Origin of the sequence: Flavobacterium sp. KACC 22758, from assembly GCF_028736135.1 — a bacterium.
In the GTDB taxonomy this organism is placed as follows: domain Bacteria; phylum Bacteroidota; class Bacteroidia; order Flavobacteriales; family Flavobacteriaceae; genus Flavobacterium; species Flavobacterium johnsoniae.
Window position 1 is genome coordinate 4,725,658 of sequence record NZ_CP117878.1, and the last position, 15,394, is coordinate 4,741,051.

Below are 15,394 nucleotides of genomic sequence, written 5' to 3' on the forward strand. Positions count from 1 at the left end.
TACAGATAAAGCTTTGCGAACTTTATGTTTTTTATAAAACCAGCATATCAAAATCCTTGCGCACTTTGCGGTTAAAAAAAACCTTTTGTAAATCTTGCAAATCATTCTCAAAATTCTACAACCCGAAGTAATCATTAGTTTGGAAATTTGCATTGTAAACAAAAAAGTAAAGCAATGGAACATCAATATATAATTTCAGGAATGTCGTGTAACGGATGCCGAACCAAAGTCGAAAAAACTTTAAATGAAATAGAAGGTATTCACGCAGAGGTAAACCTAAATCCGGGAGAAGCGACTATTACAATGGATAATCATGTCGCAACCGAAAAACTTCAGGAAGCTCTATCGGCTGCGGGAAACTATACTATTGAAATGAAAACAGCAGAAAATGCTGTAAAATCATGCTGTTCATCAAAAAAAGAACATTCTCATCACGATCACGCAAAAAAAGCTGCCATACCTCATAATGAAACAGGAGTTTTTTACTGCCCAATGCATTGCGAAGGAGATAAAACTTATAACAAACCGGGAGACTGTCCCGTTTGCGGAATGGATTTAGTACCTCAAATTGCAGCAGGCACACAATTTACCTGTCCAATGCATCCAGAAGTTATTTCTAATGAGCCAGGCGACTGCCCAATCTGCGGAATGGATTTAGTACCAATACAGGCTTCTGAATCTGAAGACAACAAAACTTATACTGACTTATTAAAGAAAATGAAAATTGCGACATTGTTCACGCTTCCAATTTTCATCATTTCAATGTCAGAAATGATTCCGGATAATCCTCTTTTTAAAATCATGTCAATTGAAAAATGGAACTGGGTTCAGTTTATATTTTCAATTCCGGTTTTGTTTTATGCCGGATGGATATTTTTTGTACGCGCCTGGAAATCTATTACAACATGGAATTTAAATATGTTTACCTTAATAGGAATTGGAACCAGCGTTGCATTTCTTTTTAGTATAGCCGGAATGTTTTTTCCTGATATTTTCCCGGCAGAATTCAAATCGCATCACGGAACGATTCACCTTTATTTTGAAGCTGCAACAGTAATTATCACTTTAGTTATATTAGGTCAGTTACTAGAAGCAAGAGCACACGGACAGACAAACGGCGCCATTAAAGAATTATTAAAACTGGCTCCAACTGAAGCCACTTTGGTAGAAAACGTAATCGACAGAACAATTTCCATTCATGATATTAAAAAAGGGGATTTATTACGAGTAAAACCGGGAGAAAAAATTCCGGTTGACGGAAAAATAACGTCTGGCGAAAGCAGTATTGACGAAGCTATGATTACCGGAGAACCTATTCCGGTTGATAAAAAAACGGGCGATAATGTAATTGCAGGAACCATCAACGGAACAAAATCTTTTGTAATGACTGCCGAAAAAGTAGGTTCAGAAACTTTGCTTTCGCAGATTATCCAAATGGTAAACGATGCGAGCCGTTCCAGAGCACCAATTCAAAAACTGGCAGACCGGGTTGCTAAATATTTTGTACCTACAGTTGTTGGTATCTCTATATTAACCTTTATTATATGGGCAAAATTTGGCCCGGAACCTTCTTATATCTACGGATTAATAAATGCAATTGCCGTTTTAATTATTGCCTGTCCTTGTGCTTTAGGATTGGCAACACCAATGTCAGTCATGGTAGGGGTTGGAAAAGGCGCTCAGCACGGAATTTTGATAAAAAATGCAGAAGCACTCGAAAACATGAATAAAATCGATGTTTTAATTACTGATAAAACCGGAACAATTACAGAAGGGAAACCAACAGTTGAGAAAATTTATTCGATTGATAATAATGAAGATTTTCTGCTTCAAAATATTGCTTCTCTAAATCAGCACAGTGAACATCCTTTGGCGCAAGCCGTTGTAAATTTTGCCAAAGAAAAAAATCAATCTTTACTTGAAGTTCCCAATTTTGAAGCTGTTGCCGGAAAAGGAGTTTTAGGAACCGTGAATAATTCAAAAATGGCATTAGGAAATAAAAAACTGATGGATCAAATTGGCGCCTCTATTCCTGATGATTTAGAAACTAAGATTATTGCCGAGCAAAATTTAGGCAAAACCGTTTCTTATATTGCTGTAAACAATAAAGCTGTCGGTTATGTATCTATAACAGATGCTGTTAAAGGAACCAGCGCAAAAGCTATTAAAGATTTAATGGATCAGGGAATCGAAGTTATAATGCTTACCGGAGACAATAAAAACACTGCAAAAGCAGTAGCGGATCATCTTCATTTAAGTTCATTTAAAGCGGATTGTCTTCCTGAAGACAAACTAAAAGAAATTGAACGCCTGCAGGCCGAAGGAAAAGTTGTAGCAATGGCAGGAGACGGAATCAATGATGCTCCGGCACTTGCAAAAGCCGATATTGGAATTGCAATGGGAACCGGAACTGATGCTGCTATTGAAAGTGCTAAAATTACGCTTGTAAAAGGTGATTTAAACGGAATTGTAAAAGCTCATAAATTAAGCTTTTCTGTTATGAAAAATATCAAACAGAATTTATTTTTTGCCTTTATATATAATGTTTTAGGAGTTCCAATTGCGGCTGGGATTTTATACCCTGTATTTGGGATTTTGCTTTCGCCAATGCTGGCAGCGCTGGCTATGAGTTTAAGTTCAGTTTCTGTAATTGCAAATGCTTTACGATTGCGAAATTTAAACCTTTAAAAAATCAATATGAAACTACATACTATTTTAATTGTCTTTTTAATTGCTTTGGGTGCAAAAGCTCAAAAAGTAGTTCGTTATGATTTACACGTTCGGGATACAATTGTCAATTTTTCGGGAAAAGAAAAACGTGCTCTTACGGTAAACGGACAAATTCCGATGCCTACGCTGACTTTTACTGAAGGGGATATTGCCGAAATTTATGTACATAATGAACTAAAAAACGAAGATACCGCAATGCATTGGCATGGATTGTTTCTGCCTAATAAAGAAGACGGCGTTCCATATCTTACGCAAATGCCTATTAAACCCGGAACGACGCATAAATACACGTTCCCAATAATTCAAAACGGAACGTATTGGTACCACAGTCATTCTGGTTTACAGGAACAAATTGGTTTATACGGTCTTTTTATCATCAACAAGAAAAAAGACGACCCAACTATTCGAAAAGGAATTGATGATCTGCCAACGATTCCGGTTATTCTAAGCGAATGGTCTGATTTAAAACCAGAAAACATTCAGCGAATGCTGCACAATGCAAATGATTGGTTTGCAATAAAAAAAGGAACAACGCAAAGTTATTTTGAAGCTCTTAAACAAGGACAGTTCTCTACAAAAGTTACTAACGAATGGAAACGTATGAATGCCATGGATGTGAGTGATGTTTATTATGAGAAATTTTTAATTAACGGAAAAAATGAAGACCAGCTTTCGCAGTTTAAGGCAGGTGATAAAGTAAGACTGCGAATTGCAAACGGAGGAGCATCCAGTTATTTCTGGCTGACTTACGGCGGCGGAAAAATCACAGTTGTTGCCAGCGACGGAAATGATGTAGAACCTGTAGAAGTTGATCGTTTGATAATTGCCGTTTCTGAAACTTATGATGTTGTCGTAACAATTCCTGAGGACAAAAAATCCTTTGCATTTTTGGCCACAGCCGAAGACAGAACCGGATCTGCATCTTTATTTTTAGGCAACGGAACAAAACAACCCGTTCATCATCTTCCAAAATTAAAATATTTTAGCGGCATGAAAATGATGAACGACATGATGAAAATGAACGGAGAAATGAATGACATGGGCATGAATATGTCGCTCAATAAAATGGATATGAATGCCGTAATGTATCCTGAAATTTCCGGTGAAGATGAAAATTCAAAACCAGCGATGGATCATTCAGGTCACAATATGGAAGAAATGAAAATGGAAAGTGACAGCACAGAAAATCCGGAAATTGTTACTTTAAATTACGGAATGCTTAAATCGCCTTTTAAAACGAATCTGCCTAAGGATGCTCCTGTTAAAGAACTTCGTTTTGAATTATCAGGAAATATGAACCGTTATGTTTGGAGTTTAGACAATAAAGTGATTTCTGAAACCGATAAAATTTTAATCAAAAAAGGAGAAATTGTTCGTATAACTCTATATAACGCATCGATGATGCGCCACCCGATGCATTTGCATGGACATGATTTCAGGATTTTAAACGAACACGGTGATTATTCTCCATTAAAAAATGTTCTGGATATTATGCCGATGGAAACCGATACTATCGAATTTGCAGCTAATGCCGATGGTGATTGGTTTTTTCATTGTCACATATTGTATCACATGATGGCAGGAATGGGACGTATTTTTAGTTATGAAAATTCAGCACCAAATCCGTTGATTCATCATCCTGAAATGGCATATAAAATGCTGAAAATGGACGATCGTATGTTTCATTTTATGGCCGAAAATGATTTTGCCACAAATGGAAATGACGGAGAAGCCATGTACAGCAACACGCGCTGGAGCATTGGCACCGAATGGAGATTGGGTTATAATAATGAACATGGTTATGAAACTGAAACCCATATTGGCCGATACATTGGCAAGATGCAATGGTTTATGCCATTTATAGGTTTTGACTGGCGTTATAGAAAAATGGGAATGGACGAACAGGAACAAAACCTTTTTGGTCAAAAAAACACTAAAGACAATCGTTCGGTTTTCAGCATAGGTGCCGAATATACACTGCCAATGCTCGTAAAAGCCCAGGTTGAAATGTATACAGATGGAAATGTGAGGATTCAGTTTGAACGAAAAGATATTCCGCTTTCTAGACGATTACGAATGAATTTAATGTGGAATACGGATAAAGAATATATGGCGGGATTAAAATATATCGTTGCCCGTAACTTTGGAATCACAACACATTATGACAGCGATATGGGAATTGGATTTGGATTGAATTTGAATTATTAAAAATTGTCTCATATGGACTACATAAACATTTAGATATTAACTTATCATTGACAATTTCCAAAACTAAATCGTATTATATTTGAATCAACATCTTCAATCAAAAAAGAAAAATATCTAACATTTAAATTATACAAAAATGAAAAAATTATTTGCCGTTTTAGCGATTGCTTTATTTACAATTGGTGCACAAGCACAAGACACAAAACCAGCTCCTAAAAAGGAAAAAGCTAAAAAAGAATCATGCTGTAAAAAAACAGATGATAAAAAAGACAAAAAATGCTGCGCTAAAAAATAATCCCAGCATATATAAAATGCAAAAGGCTTCAAAAATTTGAAGCCTTTTTTTATAATGTTTGTTTTAAATCTATTTCACCGTTGCAACATTTCCAGTTCGCGTTAAAACTCCCCAGCTTTGGCTTTCACCTTTTATGGCTCTTCTTAATGCTTTGAACAAAATGACATACATTAATTGTCTGTACACAAATCGTTGTGGAATCAACCAAAACAATTTAGTAAGTTTTTCTTTTTCGAAAATAAAAGCAACAACGCTTACCAACATGTCAACCAACATAAAAGCAATATAATAAACCCATATTTTGTGAAGACTGTCTGGGTCATTGTGATTCCAGAATAAACTTATAATAAGAACCAAATCAGCCAAGGGCGCAAAGATTGGTAAAACGATTTGAAAGAGAAGGATATTTGGAAGTGCCACCATTCCCAAGCCTTTGTATCTCGGATTAAAACATGCATCCCTGTTTTTCCAAAACGCCTGCATAATACCATAACTCCAACGGAAACGCTGTTTCATAAATTCTTTTAAACTTTCTGGAGCTTCGGTTATCGCTACGGCTTCAATACAATTTATAATACGATAATCTTTTCGCAAAATACGAATCGTTAAATCACAATCTTCTGCAAGAGTATCGGTTGTAAAACCTCCAGCTTTTTCTATTGCTTCTTTCTTGAAGGCACCAATTGCTCCGGGAACAACTGTAATTCCATTGATTAAATCAAAAGCTCTTCGGTCAAAATTTTGTGCTGTTGTATATTCAATACTTTGCCATTTGGTCAACATTGTATTTTCGTTGCCTACTTTTACATTTCCTGCAATTGCCCCTACTTCTGCATTATCCTTTAATTGAATTCTAAAGCCTTTCATTAATTGTGAAATGGCATCGGTTTTAAGCTGTGTGTCGGCGTCAATACAAACTACATAGTCGCTTTTTGTTAATTTTATTCCGTAGTTTAAGGCAGATGCTTTTCCTCCGTTTGGTTTCGTATTTACTTTCACTTTTGGATTATCAGCGAAAGCTTCACTAATCATAGCAAACGTTTTGTCTTTCGATCCATCATCCACAAAAACAATATCGAATTCAGGATAATCCTGCCCCAATAAATTTTCGATTGTTTTTACTGCATTTATTTCTTCATTATAAGCCGGAACAATAATACTTACTTTCGGAAAAACGCCGCCTGAAGCTTTATAAATTGGCGGGTATTTATAATCTCTCCATTTTTTTATAAAAGCCATTATTGCCATCAACGCAATTCTTAGAAAGCCCAGAATAATTGCAACCCAGAATGCAGCCGTAATAAAATGGCCGAACCAATATCCAAAATCAAAAATAAAATTATCCAATGAAATAAATGGACCTTTTGCTTCGGGCATAATTTCATCTTTCGTTTTGCCAAGCAAATGAGCAACGGTAGTAAACTGAATATGTCGGTCTTTAAAATATTTAATGATTCGAGGCAAAGCTTTAACTGTAGCTTCTCTGTCTCCTCCAGCATCGTGAAGCAAAATAATTCCTTTATCAGGATTTGCCTCATATTGTTTTATGGTTCTAATGTAAACCGAATCGGCACTAACGCCTTTTTCCCAATCATTTGGGTCAATACTTTCTCCAACTGTATAATAATTTTGTGCTTTGCTTAATGCAATTGGTTTTAGTTCGGCTTCTGTTGTGGGTTCTGCATCAGCATTATAAGGCGCTCTAAAAAGCACGGTACTTTTTCCGGTAACGGCTTCAATTAATAATCGGGTTGTTTCCATTTCTTTTGCTGCTCGATCTGCACTCACCAAAGCAATATTGGGATGTGTAAAAGTATGATTGCCTATTTCGTGGCCTTCTTTATAAATTCTTTGCAGCAACGGAATATTATTTTCTCCCTGAATACCAATAACAAAAAATACGGCTGGTACTTTTTCTCTTTTTAAGATATCTAAAATTGGCGGAGTGTAAATAGGATCTGGTCCGTCATCAAAAGTTAAAATAACTTGTTTGTTTACATTCCCAAATTTGCTGATTACATACTTTGTAGGCAATTCTACATACTTTTGCTCAGTAATAATAGTTTCATTGGTATTAATTTCCAAATCAATTTTTCCAGGCGACGGAGCTGCAATAACATTTAATATCTCCCCGTCTCCAATATAAGCCGGGCTTTCGATTCGCGTATCGACACGTTTCATTACTTCAAAATCGAAAGGCTTTTTTTCCAAGCTTTCGCTGGTTAAACTTCGCTGATAAAAACTCCACAAACGCTGATCTTCACTTCCTAAACGCCACAAAGCCGTTCCTGCCAAACCATATTCGTCACTAAATCTTATTGTATTAAAGTTTGTTGCGGCATCTTCAAAATCAACCTCATGTTTTTTTCCATTACTATCGGTATATTTAAAAGAATTATTATAAGTATTATTATCAAATTTTATTACTGCATTATGCTGTTTTGCAATGGCAATTGCCTGATCGTAAGTTATCGTTTCGCCTTCTTGTTTTTCCTGCCAATCGTAGCCATAACCGGCAAAACAGAGAATAATTTTATCTGACGGAACTTCTTTTGCAGTTTTATCTACTATCCTTTCAATCCATTTTTGACCACTAATTTCTCCTGGAATACTGCTGGCATAATGTTCATCATAAGCCATCAAAAACATGTAGTCGTTGTATTTGGCTAATGCTTTTACATTAAAATCATCATCTCCGGCCATAATATCCTGCGAAACAAGATATCCTAACGGATGGAGTTTTTCGTACAATGCTTTCTGAAAAGCAATTATAGGTTCATCGCTGTTTTCTTTAAATTCCTCAAAATCAATATTGATCCCCTGTAAATCATATTTTTTTAATGCTTTTGTAATATCATTAATAAGTCTTTCCCTTTTATTTTTATCATGAAGAATTCTATGAATAAGATCACCGTCAAATTCGCCTTGGCCAAGTGATTCATTTATATTATTGATCAATGGCAGAATTTTTACTTTCCCTTTTTTCATTACTTTCAAGGCGGCAGTATCAATCTCAGTTCGCAGTAAATCGGTTTTTGGATCAATAAAAAACCATTCCGGAACTACCATATTTAGTTTATCAATATTTTTTTGGAGTGAAAATAAACTTTGCGGATCCCAATCGACATAAAAAGCAGCTCGAACTTCTGATGTCGTTCTTGGAGTCGCCGGCAGTTTTTTTAGTTTATCGATTTTCGCTTTTGATCGTAAAAAATAATCAAACCCTCGAAACTTTTTTAATTCTTTTGAGCTTAAATCTTTTGGTGTAATCGGATTTTCAAGGCTGCGTCCTGTGTGGCTGTTGTTTGCTAAAAGTGGAAGTTCTGGTTTTAATCCTCGTTTTAAAGTGATAAAGAAAATTGGAACCATTAAAATGAGAACAAATAAAATCAGTCGGCTGGACCATTGAAAAGTTTTCCAGCGTTTTTGAGTTACTGTTTGAAAAATTTGTTTTTTATTGTCCATATATTCTTACTTTTTTTTTAAGCAAATGTAAAAACAAAATTAATTTTAGATAAAACTATTACTATTAAATTAAGGTAAAATGAACAAATTCTTTCTTTCGTAATAATTACTAGTGAATAAATTTACGAAAGAAAAGTTCAGAAAAACAGCAAAACACACTGATTAACAAATAAGTACAAAAAAAAAGACCTCAATTGCTTGAGATCTTTGTCTATATTTTTTTAGCCACAGATAAAAGGATTGACAAAAAACTATTTTAATCTAACGCTCCATTCAAAATCCATTTCAGAAACCTGAACACCTTCTTCATTAGTTCCAATAGATTTCATCCAAAAAGTCTGGCCCTCTCCTGTTTCAATTGTTTTTTTTATTGCATCGGCAATTAAATGTCCGTCGTTACAGACAAAAGTAATTCTGCCCGTTGCTTTTTTTGTAAAGTTCCCTTTATTATTAGCAACCAGCATAGAAATCTTTTTACCGCTTTGCTGAATCTGCGAAATCACCAAAGCTCCAGTTGTTAATTCTGCCGCCATTGCCTGAACAGCAAAATACATCGAATTAAACGGGTTTTGATTTATCCATCTGTGCTTTACACTTACTATGCATCTGTCTTTGTCGATTGCTTTTACACGCACACCGCAAAAGTATGCCGATGGTAATTTGAATAATACAAATTTGTTGAGTTTCGATACTGAAATTGCCATTTGATATATTTTTTATGTAAAAATACAAAAAAACTATGCACGCACAATACTTCATATTTACTTTCTAATGAACCCAATAAAATCAATACTTACCAATGATTTTCAATTAATTAATCAAAATCTAGCATACATGAATTTGTTAATATTTTGTTAATATTTACTACTATGTAAAACAAGATACTGTTTTTTAGACATATATTTGCATAAGAAATTACTATATGCTTTTAATCATGCAATCATCAACACCACTCATCATGGAAAAATCAACAGAAAAGAATACTTCGGCATTCACACATTTAAGTACATTAAGCCAATACATTATTCCGTTTGGGAACTATATTTTCCCAATTATAATCTGGTCAAGCTACAAAGACAAATCAGAATTTGTAGATCATCACGGAAAACAGGCATTGAACTTTCAACTAAGTTTATTGCTTTACACGTTAATTTTAGCTTTAATTGCTATTCCAATTTTCGTTACAGTTTTTTTACAAAACCTGCCACTGGAAGCTGTTTTTAACGATGACGATTTCTACATTAGAAATTTCAATTTTGAAGGAAACATTGGTCTTTTAAGCATTGGAGCAACGGCGGTAATACTTTTTGGACTTTTAAAATTTGTTGAATTCTTTTTAGTGATTTATGCTTCGATAAAAGCTTCAAACGGAGAATTATACAAATATCCGCTAACGATACCTTTTATAAAGTAACATTTTGGATTCGCAAAGTGCGAGATCTAAAAAATTAAAAGTTATAGTCGAAACCAGCATACAATCAATCAATATATAGTTTCGAAATCAATCATCAATCAAATCATCATCAATCAAAAAACGAATTGTTCAATCAAAAAAAAACAAAATGAAATTATGAACATTGAAAACACAAAGGCACAGATGCGCAAAGGTGTTCTTGAGTTTTGCATCTTATCAGTTCTAAAAGAAAAAGACGCATATACATCTGAAATATTAGACACTTTAAAAAACGCAAAATTACTAGTTGTAGAGGGAACTGTTTATCCGTTGTTAACTAGGCTTAAAAATGACGGTTTACTAAATTATCGATGGGAAGAATCGACATCCGGACCACCAAGAAAATATTATGGATTAACCGAAATAGGACAAACATTTTTAAACGAACTAAGCGGTACCTGGACAGAATTGTCTGACGCTGTAAATCTAATCACCAATCAAAATCAATAAGTCATGAACAAAACAGTAAATATTAACTTAGGCGGTATGTTTTTTCACATCGATGAAGATGCATATTTAAAATTATCACGCTATTTTGACGCTATAAAACGATCACTTAACAACTCATCTGGACAAGATGAAATCATTAAAGATATCGAAATGCGTGTTTCTGAATTATTAACAGAAAAACAAAAAAGCGAGAAACATGTTGTTGGACTGAAAGACGTAGATGAAGTGATTGCGGTTATGGGGCAGCCGGAAGATTACAGAATCGAAGATGAAGAAAGTACAAGTCAATCTAACAGCAGTTATAACACAAGACGTCATAAAAAATTATACCGAGATAAAGAAAATGGTATGGTTGGAGGTGTTGCAACTGGATTAGCGCATTATTTTGGAATTGATGCTGTATGGGTTAAAATCGTATTCTTAATCTTTGTTTTTGCTGGTTTTGGAACTGGTATCTTAGCTTACTTCGTGCTTTGGGTGGTAACACCTGAAGCCGTTACAACCTCTGAAAAATTAGAGATGACAGGAGAACCGGTTACAATTTCTAATATCGAAAAAAAAGTTCGCGAAGAAATTGATTCATTATCTGAAAAATTTAAAAATGCAGATTATGATAAAATGGGAAACCAGGTAAAGTCAGGAGCTGAGAGAATAAGTAGTTCATTTGGAGACTTTATTATGACTGTTTTTAAAATTTTTGCTAAATTTTTAGGTGTGATTTTAATCATCGCAGGAATTTCAACTTTAATAATGCTGTTAGTTGGAGTTTTTACTTTAGGAACTAACCTTTTTGTTGAATTTCCATGGCAGAATTTTATAGAAGCAGGAAACTTTACAGAATATCCGTTGTGGTCATTTGGTTTATTGATGTTTTTTGCTGTAGGGATTCCATTTTTCTTCTTAACTCTTTTAGGATTTAAATTGTTATCTCCAAACTTAAAATCAATTGGAAATATTACTAAATATACTCTTTTAGCTATTTGGATCATTGCAATTGCAGTTTTGGTAAGCATTGGAATTAAACAGGCAACTGAAATTTCACACGATAATAAAATCATCGAGAAAAAAGCTTTCAACATTAATCCAACAGACACTTTATATGTAAAATTCAGATACAGTGACTACTATGCAAAAAGCTTAAATCATTACAGAGAATTTGAATTTGTTCAGGATTCTGCCAATAACGAATTAATTTATTCAAACGATGTACGCCTACATGTTTTACGTACAGATGAAAAAGCTCCGTTTGTTCAAATAGAGAAAAGTGCAAGAGGAAACTCTTTTACAAATGCTAAAAAAAGAGCAGAAAAAATTAATTACAAGTTTCAAATTAACGGAAATCATTTAATTTTGGATAATTATTTTCTGACAGATATAAAAAACAAATTCAGAGGACAAGAAGTTGACATATACCTTTATTTACCAGAAGGCCAATTGCTTAAACCAGACAGTTCTGTTAGAGATTACTTTAATTACGATGATGATTTCTTTAACCTAAATCATGATGGAAATTATGATTATAAAGTTGAAGGTTCAAAAGTTAAATGCCTGAATTGTCCGGCAGATGATCATGATAATGACAGTGACAATGACAACGATTCTGACGAAGTAAATACAATCGACAATGATACTGTAAAAGAAGTTTCAATTAAAATAAATGGAAAAGAAGTTCTAAACGGTAAAAAAACTAACGGAAGATTAACAACTGATAAAAACGGAGTTATTATAAAAATTAACTAACAACCAAAGCCATGATAAAAATAATCATTCATATCACAAAGTTTTTAATTGCAACTATTACCGCATTATTGTTTGCTTCATGTAATTTCAACATGAACGCTATCGAAGGAAGCGGCAATGTAACCACTGAAAAAAGAATAGTTCAGGGAGATTTTAAAAACATTTCTGTAAGCAATGCGATAGATGTAGTTGTACAGCAGTCTGACTCGGTAGAAGTAACAGTTGAAGCCGATGATAATCTGCAAAAAGAAATTATTACTAAAGTAGAAAACGGAACATTAGTTATAGAATGCAAATACTCATCATTTCGTAATATAACTCAGAAAAAAGTAACCGTAAAAATGCCTCATATTGGCAAAATCGAAGCCTCTAGTGCTTCAAGTGTTACTAGTAAAAATACACTTCAGGGAGAAAATATTGAACTGGAAACTTCAAGTGCCGCATCGATGAATGTAGAAGTTGAATCTGATAATGTTTCTTTCCATGCAAGCAGCGGAAGTTCAATTGATATTAAAGGAAAAGCATTAAAAATTAAAACTTCAGCCGCAAGCGGGTCTTCTATTGAAGCCGGTCAGTTATTAGCAAATGATGTTGATGCCGAAGTTTCGAGTGGAGCAGTTATTAAAGTTCATCCTATTTTAAGCCTTAAAGCACAGGCAAGCAGCGGAGGAAACATTAACTACAACAATGTTCCCAAAACAATCGACAAAACCGCAAGTTCTGGAGGAAGCATAAGTCAGGGCTAATATGCCGTAACTGTTAAATATAAAAAAAATCATTCATCTAAAGTGGATGATTTTTTTATATTTGCTAAAATCAAAATTAGAATTAATGAAAAAACATACTGCACTATTCCTGTTACTTTTAGTTACAACATTAACCTTTGCTCAAAAAAGAGAAAAAGTAAAAGGATCAAAAATTGTAACGACTTCTATTAAAGAAACAGGAAGCTTTGATGCAATTGAAGTCGATGATAATTTAGAAGTTTATCTTGAAAAAGGAGAAAAAAACGAAATTAAAATTGAGGCCGATGATAATCTGCATGAAATCATCGCAATGGACTTAAGAGATAAAACTCTTCGTTTATATACATCAAAAGAAAGTACAATCTTTAAAAAACTTTCTGTAAAAGTTACCTACACCAGTTCTTTAAACAAAGTAATCAGTAAAAACGATTCTAAAATTTATGCAATTCAGGAACTGCAATTAGACAATATTACTTTTAACAGCTTTGATTATTCTAAATTATACTTAAATGTAAATTCAAAAAAATTCACTCTTTTTGCTGATGACAAATCAAAAACTGAATTAAACTTAAAAACGGAAGATGGAAGTTTGCAATTGAGCAAAAACTCTTCTATTAAAACATTAGTTTCTGCCATTAAATTTAAATGCGATTTATATCAAAAAGCAATTGCAGCTATAGAAGGTATTGCGGAAAAAGCAACAATTCGTTTAGATAACAATTCGGTTTTTACAGGAACAAAGTTCACTCTAAAAGATGCAAATGTTACAGCTGAGAATTATGCAGTAGGAACTATTCTTGCAGAAACAACACTTTCATTAGCTGTAGGAGATAAGGCTGAAATCTCTCTTTTTGGAAGCCCGGCTATCACGCTTAACCGTTTTTCTGAAGAAGCTAAACTGTTTAAGAAGATTAAATAAAGTATTCAGTATTCAGTCACAGATTGCCTGAATTAGAACACATACTATTTTAAAAATAAAAGTCCCAATCAGTTTAAGATTGGGACTTTTATTTTTTATTCAATTCCTAAAAAAGCTGGAAACTGAAACTGAATACTGTGACTCATTTTTATTCTTGAGAAGCCAAATATCTTTCAGCATCAAGTGCAGCCATACATCCTGTACCTGCAGCAGTAATTGCCTGACGGTATACGTGGTCTGCAGCATCTCCGGCTACGAAAACACCTTCAACATTAGTTTTAGATGTTCCTGGAGTATTTATGATATATCCTGTTTCATCAAGAGTAATGTAATCTTTAAAAATATCTGTGTTTGGTTTGTGTCCAATTGCTACGAAAAATCCGGTTGCAGGAATTTCGATTGTTTCGCCAGTTGTTTTGTTTAAAGCTTTAATAGCATGAACCACATTATTGTCTCCTAAGACTTCAAGAGTATCATGATTCATTAAGATTTCGATATTTTCAGTTTTACGAACTCTTTCTTCCATAATTTTAGAAGCTCTGAATTTTTCGCTTCTTACCAACATCGTTACTTTTTTACAAAGTTTAGATAAGTAATGTGCTTCTTCACAAGCAGAATCTCCTGCTCCTACAATTACTACTTCCTGATTACGGTAGAAAAACCCATCACAGACAGCGCAGGCAGAAACTCCGCCTCCCATATTTAAATAATGTTGTTCAGAAGGTAATCCCAAATATTTAGCCGAAGCACCTGTCGAAATAATTACTGTTTCGCAGTGCAATTCGATTGAATCGTTAATCCAAACTTTATGAATTCCACCAGAGAAATCAACTTTTGTAGCCCAGCCGTCACGAATATCAGCACCAAAGCGTTTTGCTTGTTCTTGTAACTGTATCATCATTTCTGGTCCTGTAACACCATCAACATAACCAGGAAAATTTTCTACTTCATTAGTTGTCGTTAACTGACCTCCAGGCTGCATTCCTTGGTATAAAACAGGATTCATGTTTGCTCTGGCAGCATAAATAGCTGCAGTATAACCCGCAGGGCCAGAACCTATAATAAGGCATTTAATTTTTTCGATTGTATCTGACATAATGTGTATTGTTTTTAAGAGATGCAAATGTAAACTTTATTATAAAAAATAACGCCGAAAATAAATCTGAAATAGCTATCTTAAAATAAGTTTTATTTATTTTCATTTTTTCCTTTTGTAAACGAAATTTATTTATATCTTTGCATCCGCTTTCGGGCAGTACAACAATACATCATCGGGGTGTAGCGTAGCCCGGTTATCGCGCCTGCTTTGGGAGCAGGAGGCCGCAGGTTCGAATCCTGCCACCCCGACAAAAGTCTTTTCATTTTCTGGAAAGACTTTTTTTTGCTCT

At 34.2% G+C, this 15,394-nt stretch carries 11 protein-coding genes and 1 tRNA gene; 9 read left to right on the forward strand and 3 right to left on the reverse strand.

Going from position 1 to position 15,394, the window contains the following annotated elements:
* The first annotated feature begins 174 nt into the window (after positions 1-174).
* The 3 genes from PQ462_RS19965 to PQ462_RS19975 all read left to right on the forward strand — a co-directional run bounded on the left by PQ462_RS19965 (position 175) and on the right by PQ462_RS19975 (position 5,233).
* Positions 175-2,688, forward strand: a complete 2,514-nt coding sequence (locus PQ462_RS19965; RefSeq protein ID WP_274251300.1) for a heavy metal translocating P-type ATPase — start codon at positions 175-177, stop codon at positions 2,686-2,688.
* A 9-nt stretch (positions 2,689-2,697) separates the two neighbouring features.
* On the forward strand, positions 2,698-4,938 hold the full coding sequence (locus tag PQ462_RS19970) for a multicopper oxidase family protein (RefSeq protein ID WP_274251301.1): 2,241 nt from the start codon (positions 2,698-2,700) through the stop codon (positions 4,936-4,938).
* A gap of 136 nt (positions 4,939-5,074) precedes the next feature.
* Positions 5,075-5,233, forward strand: a complete 159-nt coding sequence (locus tag PQ462_RS19975; RefSeq protein ID WP_175556815.1) for a hypothetical protein — start codon at positions 5,075-5,077, stop codon at positions 5,231-5,233.
* A gap of 69 nt (positions 5,234-5,302) precedes the next feature.
* Here the strand turns inward: PQ462_RS19975 and PQ462_RS19980 are convergent, their stop codons facing one another.
* Together PQ462_RS19980 and PQ462_RS19985 are read right to left on the reverse strand one after the other, a co-directional pair.
* A complete protein-coding gene (locus tag PQ462_RS19980; RefSeq protein WP_274251302.1) occupies positions 5,303-8,698 on the reverse strand; it encodes a polysaccharide deacetylase family protein in 3,396 nt (1,131 codons plus the stop codon).
* A gap of 251 nt (positions 8,699-8,949) precedes the next feature.
* Positions 8,950-9,402, reverse strand: a complete 453-nt coding sequence (locus PQ462_RS19985) for a DUF4442 domain-containing protein (protein WP_012022302.1) — start codon at positions 9,400-9,402, stop codon at positions 8,950-8,952.
* Between the two features lie 254 nt (positions 9,403-9,656).
* Between PQ462_RS19985 and PQ462_RS19990 the strand changes: the two genes are divergently transcribed.
* From PQ462_RS19990 to PQ462_RS20010, 5 genes are all read left to right on the forward strand, one after another.
* Positions 9,657-10,112, forward strand: a complete 456-nt coding sequence (locus PQ462_RS19990; protein ID WP_183044555.1) for a DUF4870 domain-containing protein — start codon at positions 9,657-9,659, stop codon at positions 10,110-10,112.
* A gap of 156 nt (positions 10,113-10,268) precedes the next feature.
* On the forward strand, positions 10,269-10,601 hold the full coding sequence (locus PQ462_RS19995; RefSeq protein ID WP_008464689.1) for a PadR family transcriptional regulator: 333 nt from the start codon (positions 10,269-10,271) through the stop codon (positions 10,599-10,601).
* Positions 10,602-10,604: 3 nt separating this feature from the next.
* Positions 10,605-12,341 (forward strand): PspC domain-containing protein, encoded by a 1,737-nt coding sequence (locus PQ462_RS20000; protein ID WP_274251303.1) that lies wholly within the window; start codon positions 10,605-10,607, stop codon positions 12,339-12,341.
* A gap of 11 nt (positions 12,342-12,352) precedes the next feature.
* The gene (locus PQ462_RS20005; protein ID WP_274251304.1) at positions 12,353-13,087 is read left to right on the forward strand and encodes a head GIN domain-containing protein; all 735 of its coding nucleotides are present in this window, start codon (positions 12,353-12,355) and stop codon (positions 13,085-13,087) included.
* 85 nt (positions 13,088-13,172) lie between these two features.
* On the forward strand, positions 13,173-14,006 hold the full coding sequence (locus PQ462_RS20010) for a GIN domain-containing protein (protein WP_274251305.1): 834 nt from the start codon (positions 13,173-13,175) through the stop codon (positions 14,004-14,006).
* Between the two features lie 148 nt (positions 14,007-14,154).
* Here PQ462_RS20010 and trxB read toward each other — a convergent pair whose 3' ends face one another.
* The gene (gene trxB, locus PQ462_RS20015; RefSeq protein ID WP_012022307.1) at positions 14,155-15,102 is read right to left on the reverse strand and encodes a thioredoxin-disulfide reductase; all 948 of its coding nucleotides are present in this window, start codon (positions 15,100-15,102) and stop codon (positions 14,155-14,157) included.
* 176 nt (positions 15,103-15,278) lie between these two features.
* Here trxB and PQ462_RS20020 point away from each other — a divergent pair.
* Positions 15,279-15,353, forward strand: a tRNA-Pro gene (locus tag PQ462_RS20020).
* The last annotated feature ends 41 nt before the right edge of the window (positions 15,354-15,394 follow it).

Excerpts from the sequence above, each read along its gene's own strand:
- PQ462_RS19965 (WP_274251300.1), top strand. The coding sequence starts at position 175 with ATGGAACATCAATATATAATTTCAGGAATGTCGTGTAACGGATGCCGA.
- PQ462_RS19970 (WP_274251301.1), top strand. The coding sequence starts at position 2,698 with ATGAAACTACATACTATTTTAATTGTCTTTTTAATTGCTTTGGGTGCA.
- PQ462_RS19975 (WP_175556815.1), top strand. The coding sequence starts at position 5,075 with ATGAAAAAATTATTTGCCGTTTTAGCGATTGCTTTATTTACAATTGGT.
- PQ462_RS19980 (WP_274251302.1), bottom strand. The coding sequence starts at position 8,698 with ATGGACAATAAAAAACAAATTTTTCAAACAGTAACTCAAAAACGCTGG.
- PQ462_RS19985 (WP_012022302.1), bottom strand. The coding sequence starts at position 9,402 with ATGGCAATTTCAGTATCGAAACTCAACAAATTTGTATTATTCAAATTA.
- PQ462_RS19990 (WP_183044555.1), top strand. The coding sequence starts at position 9,657 with ATGGAAAAATCAACAGAAAAGAATACTTCGGCATTCACACATTTAAGT.
- PQ462_RS19995 (WP_008464689.1), top strand. The coding sequence starts at position 10,269 with ATGAACATTGAAAACACAAAGGCACAGATGCGCAAAGGTGTTCTTGAG.
- PQ462_RS20000 (WP_274251303.1), top strand. The coding sequence starts at position 10,605 with ATGAACAAAACAGTAAATATTAACTTAGGCGGTATGTTTTTTCACATC.
- PQ462_RS20005 (WP_274251304.1), top strand. The coding sequence starts at position 12,353 with ATGATAAAAATAATCATTCATATCACAAAGTTTTTAATTGCAACTATT.
- PQ462_RS20010 (WP_274251305.1), top strand. The coding sequence starts at position 13,173 with ATGAAAAAACATACTGCACTATTCCTGTTACTTTTAGTTACAACATTA.
- trxB (WP_012022307.1), bottom strand. The coding sequence starts at position 15,102 with ATGTCAGATACAATCGAAAAAATTAAATGCCTTATTATAGGTTCTGGC.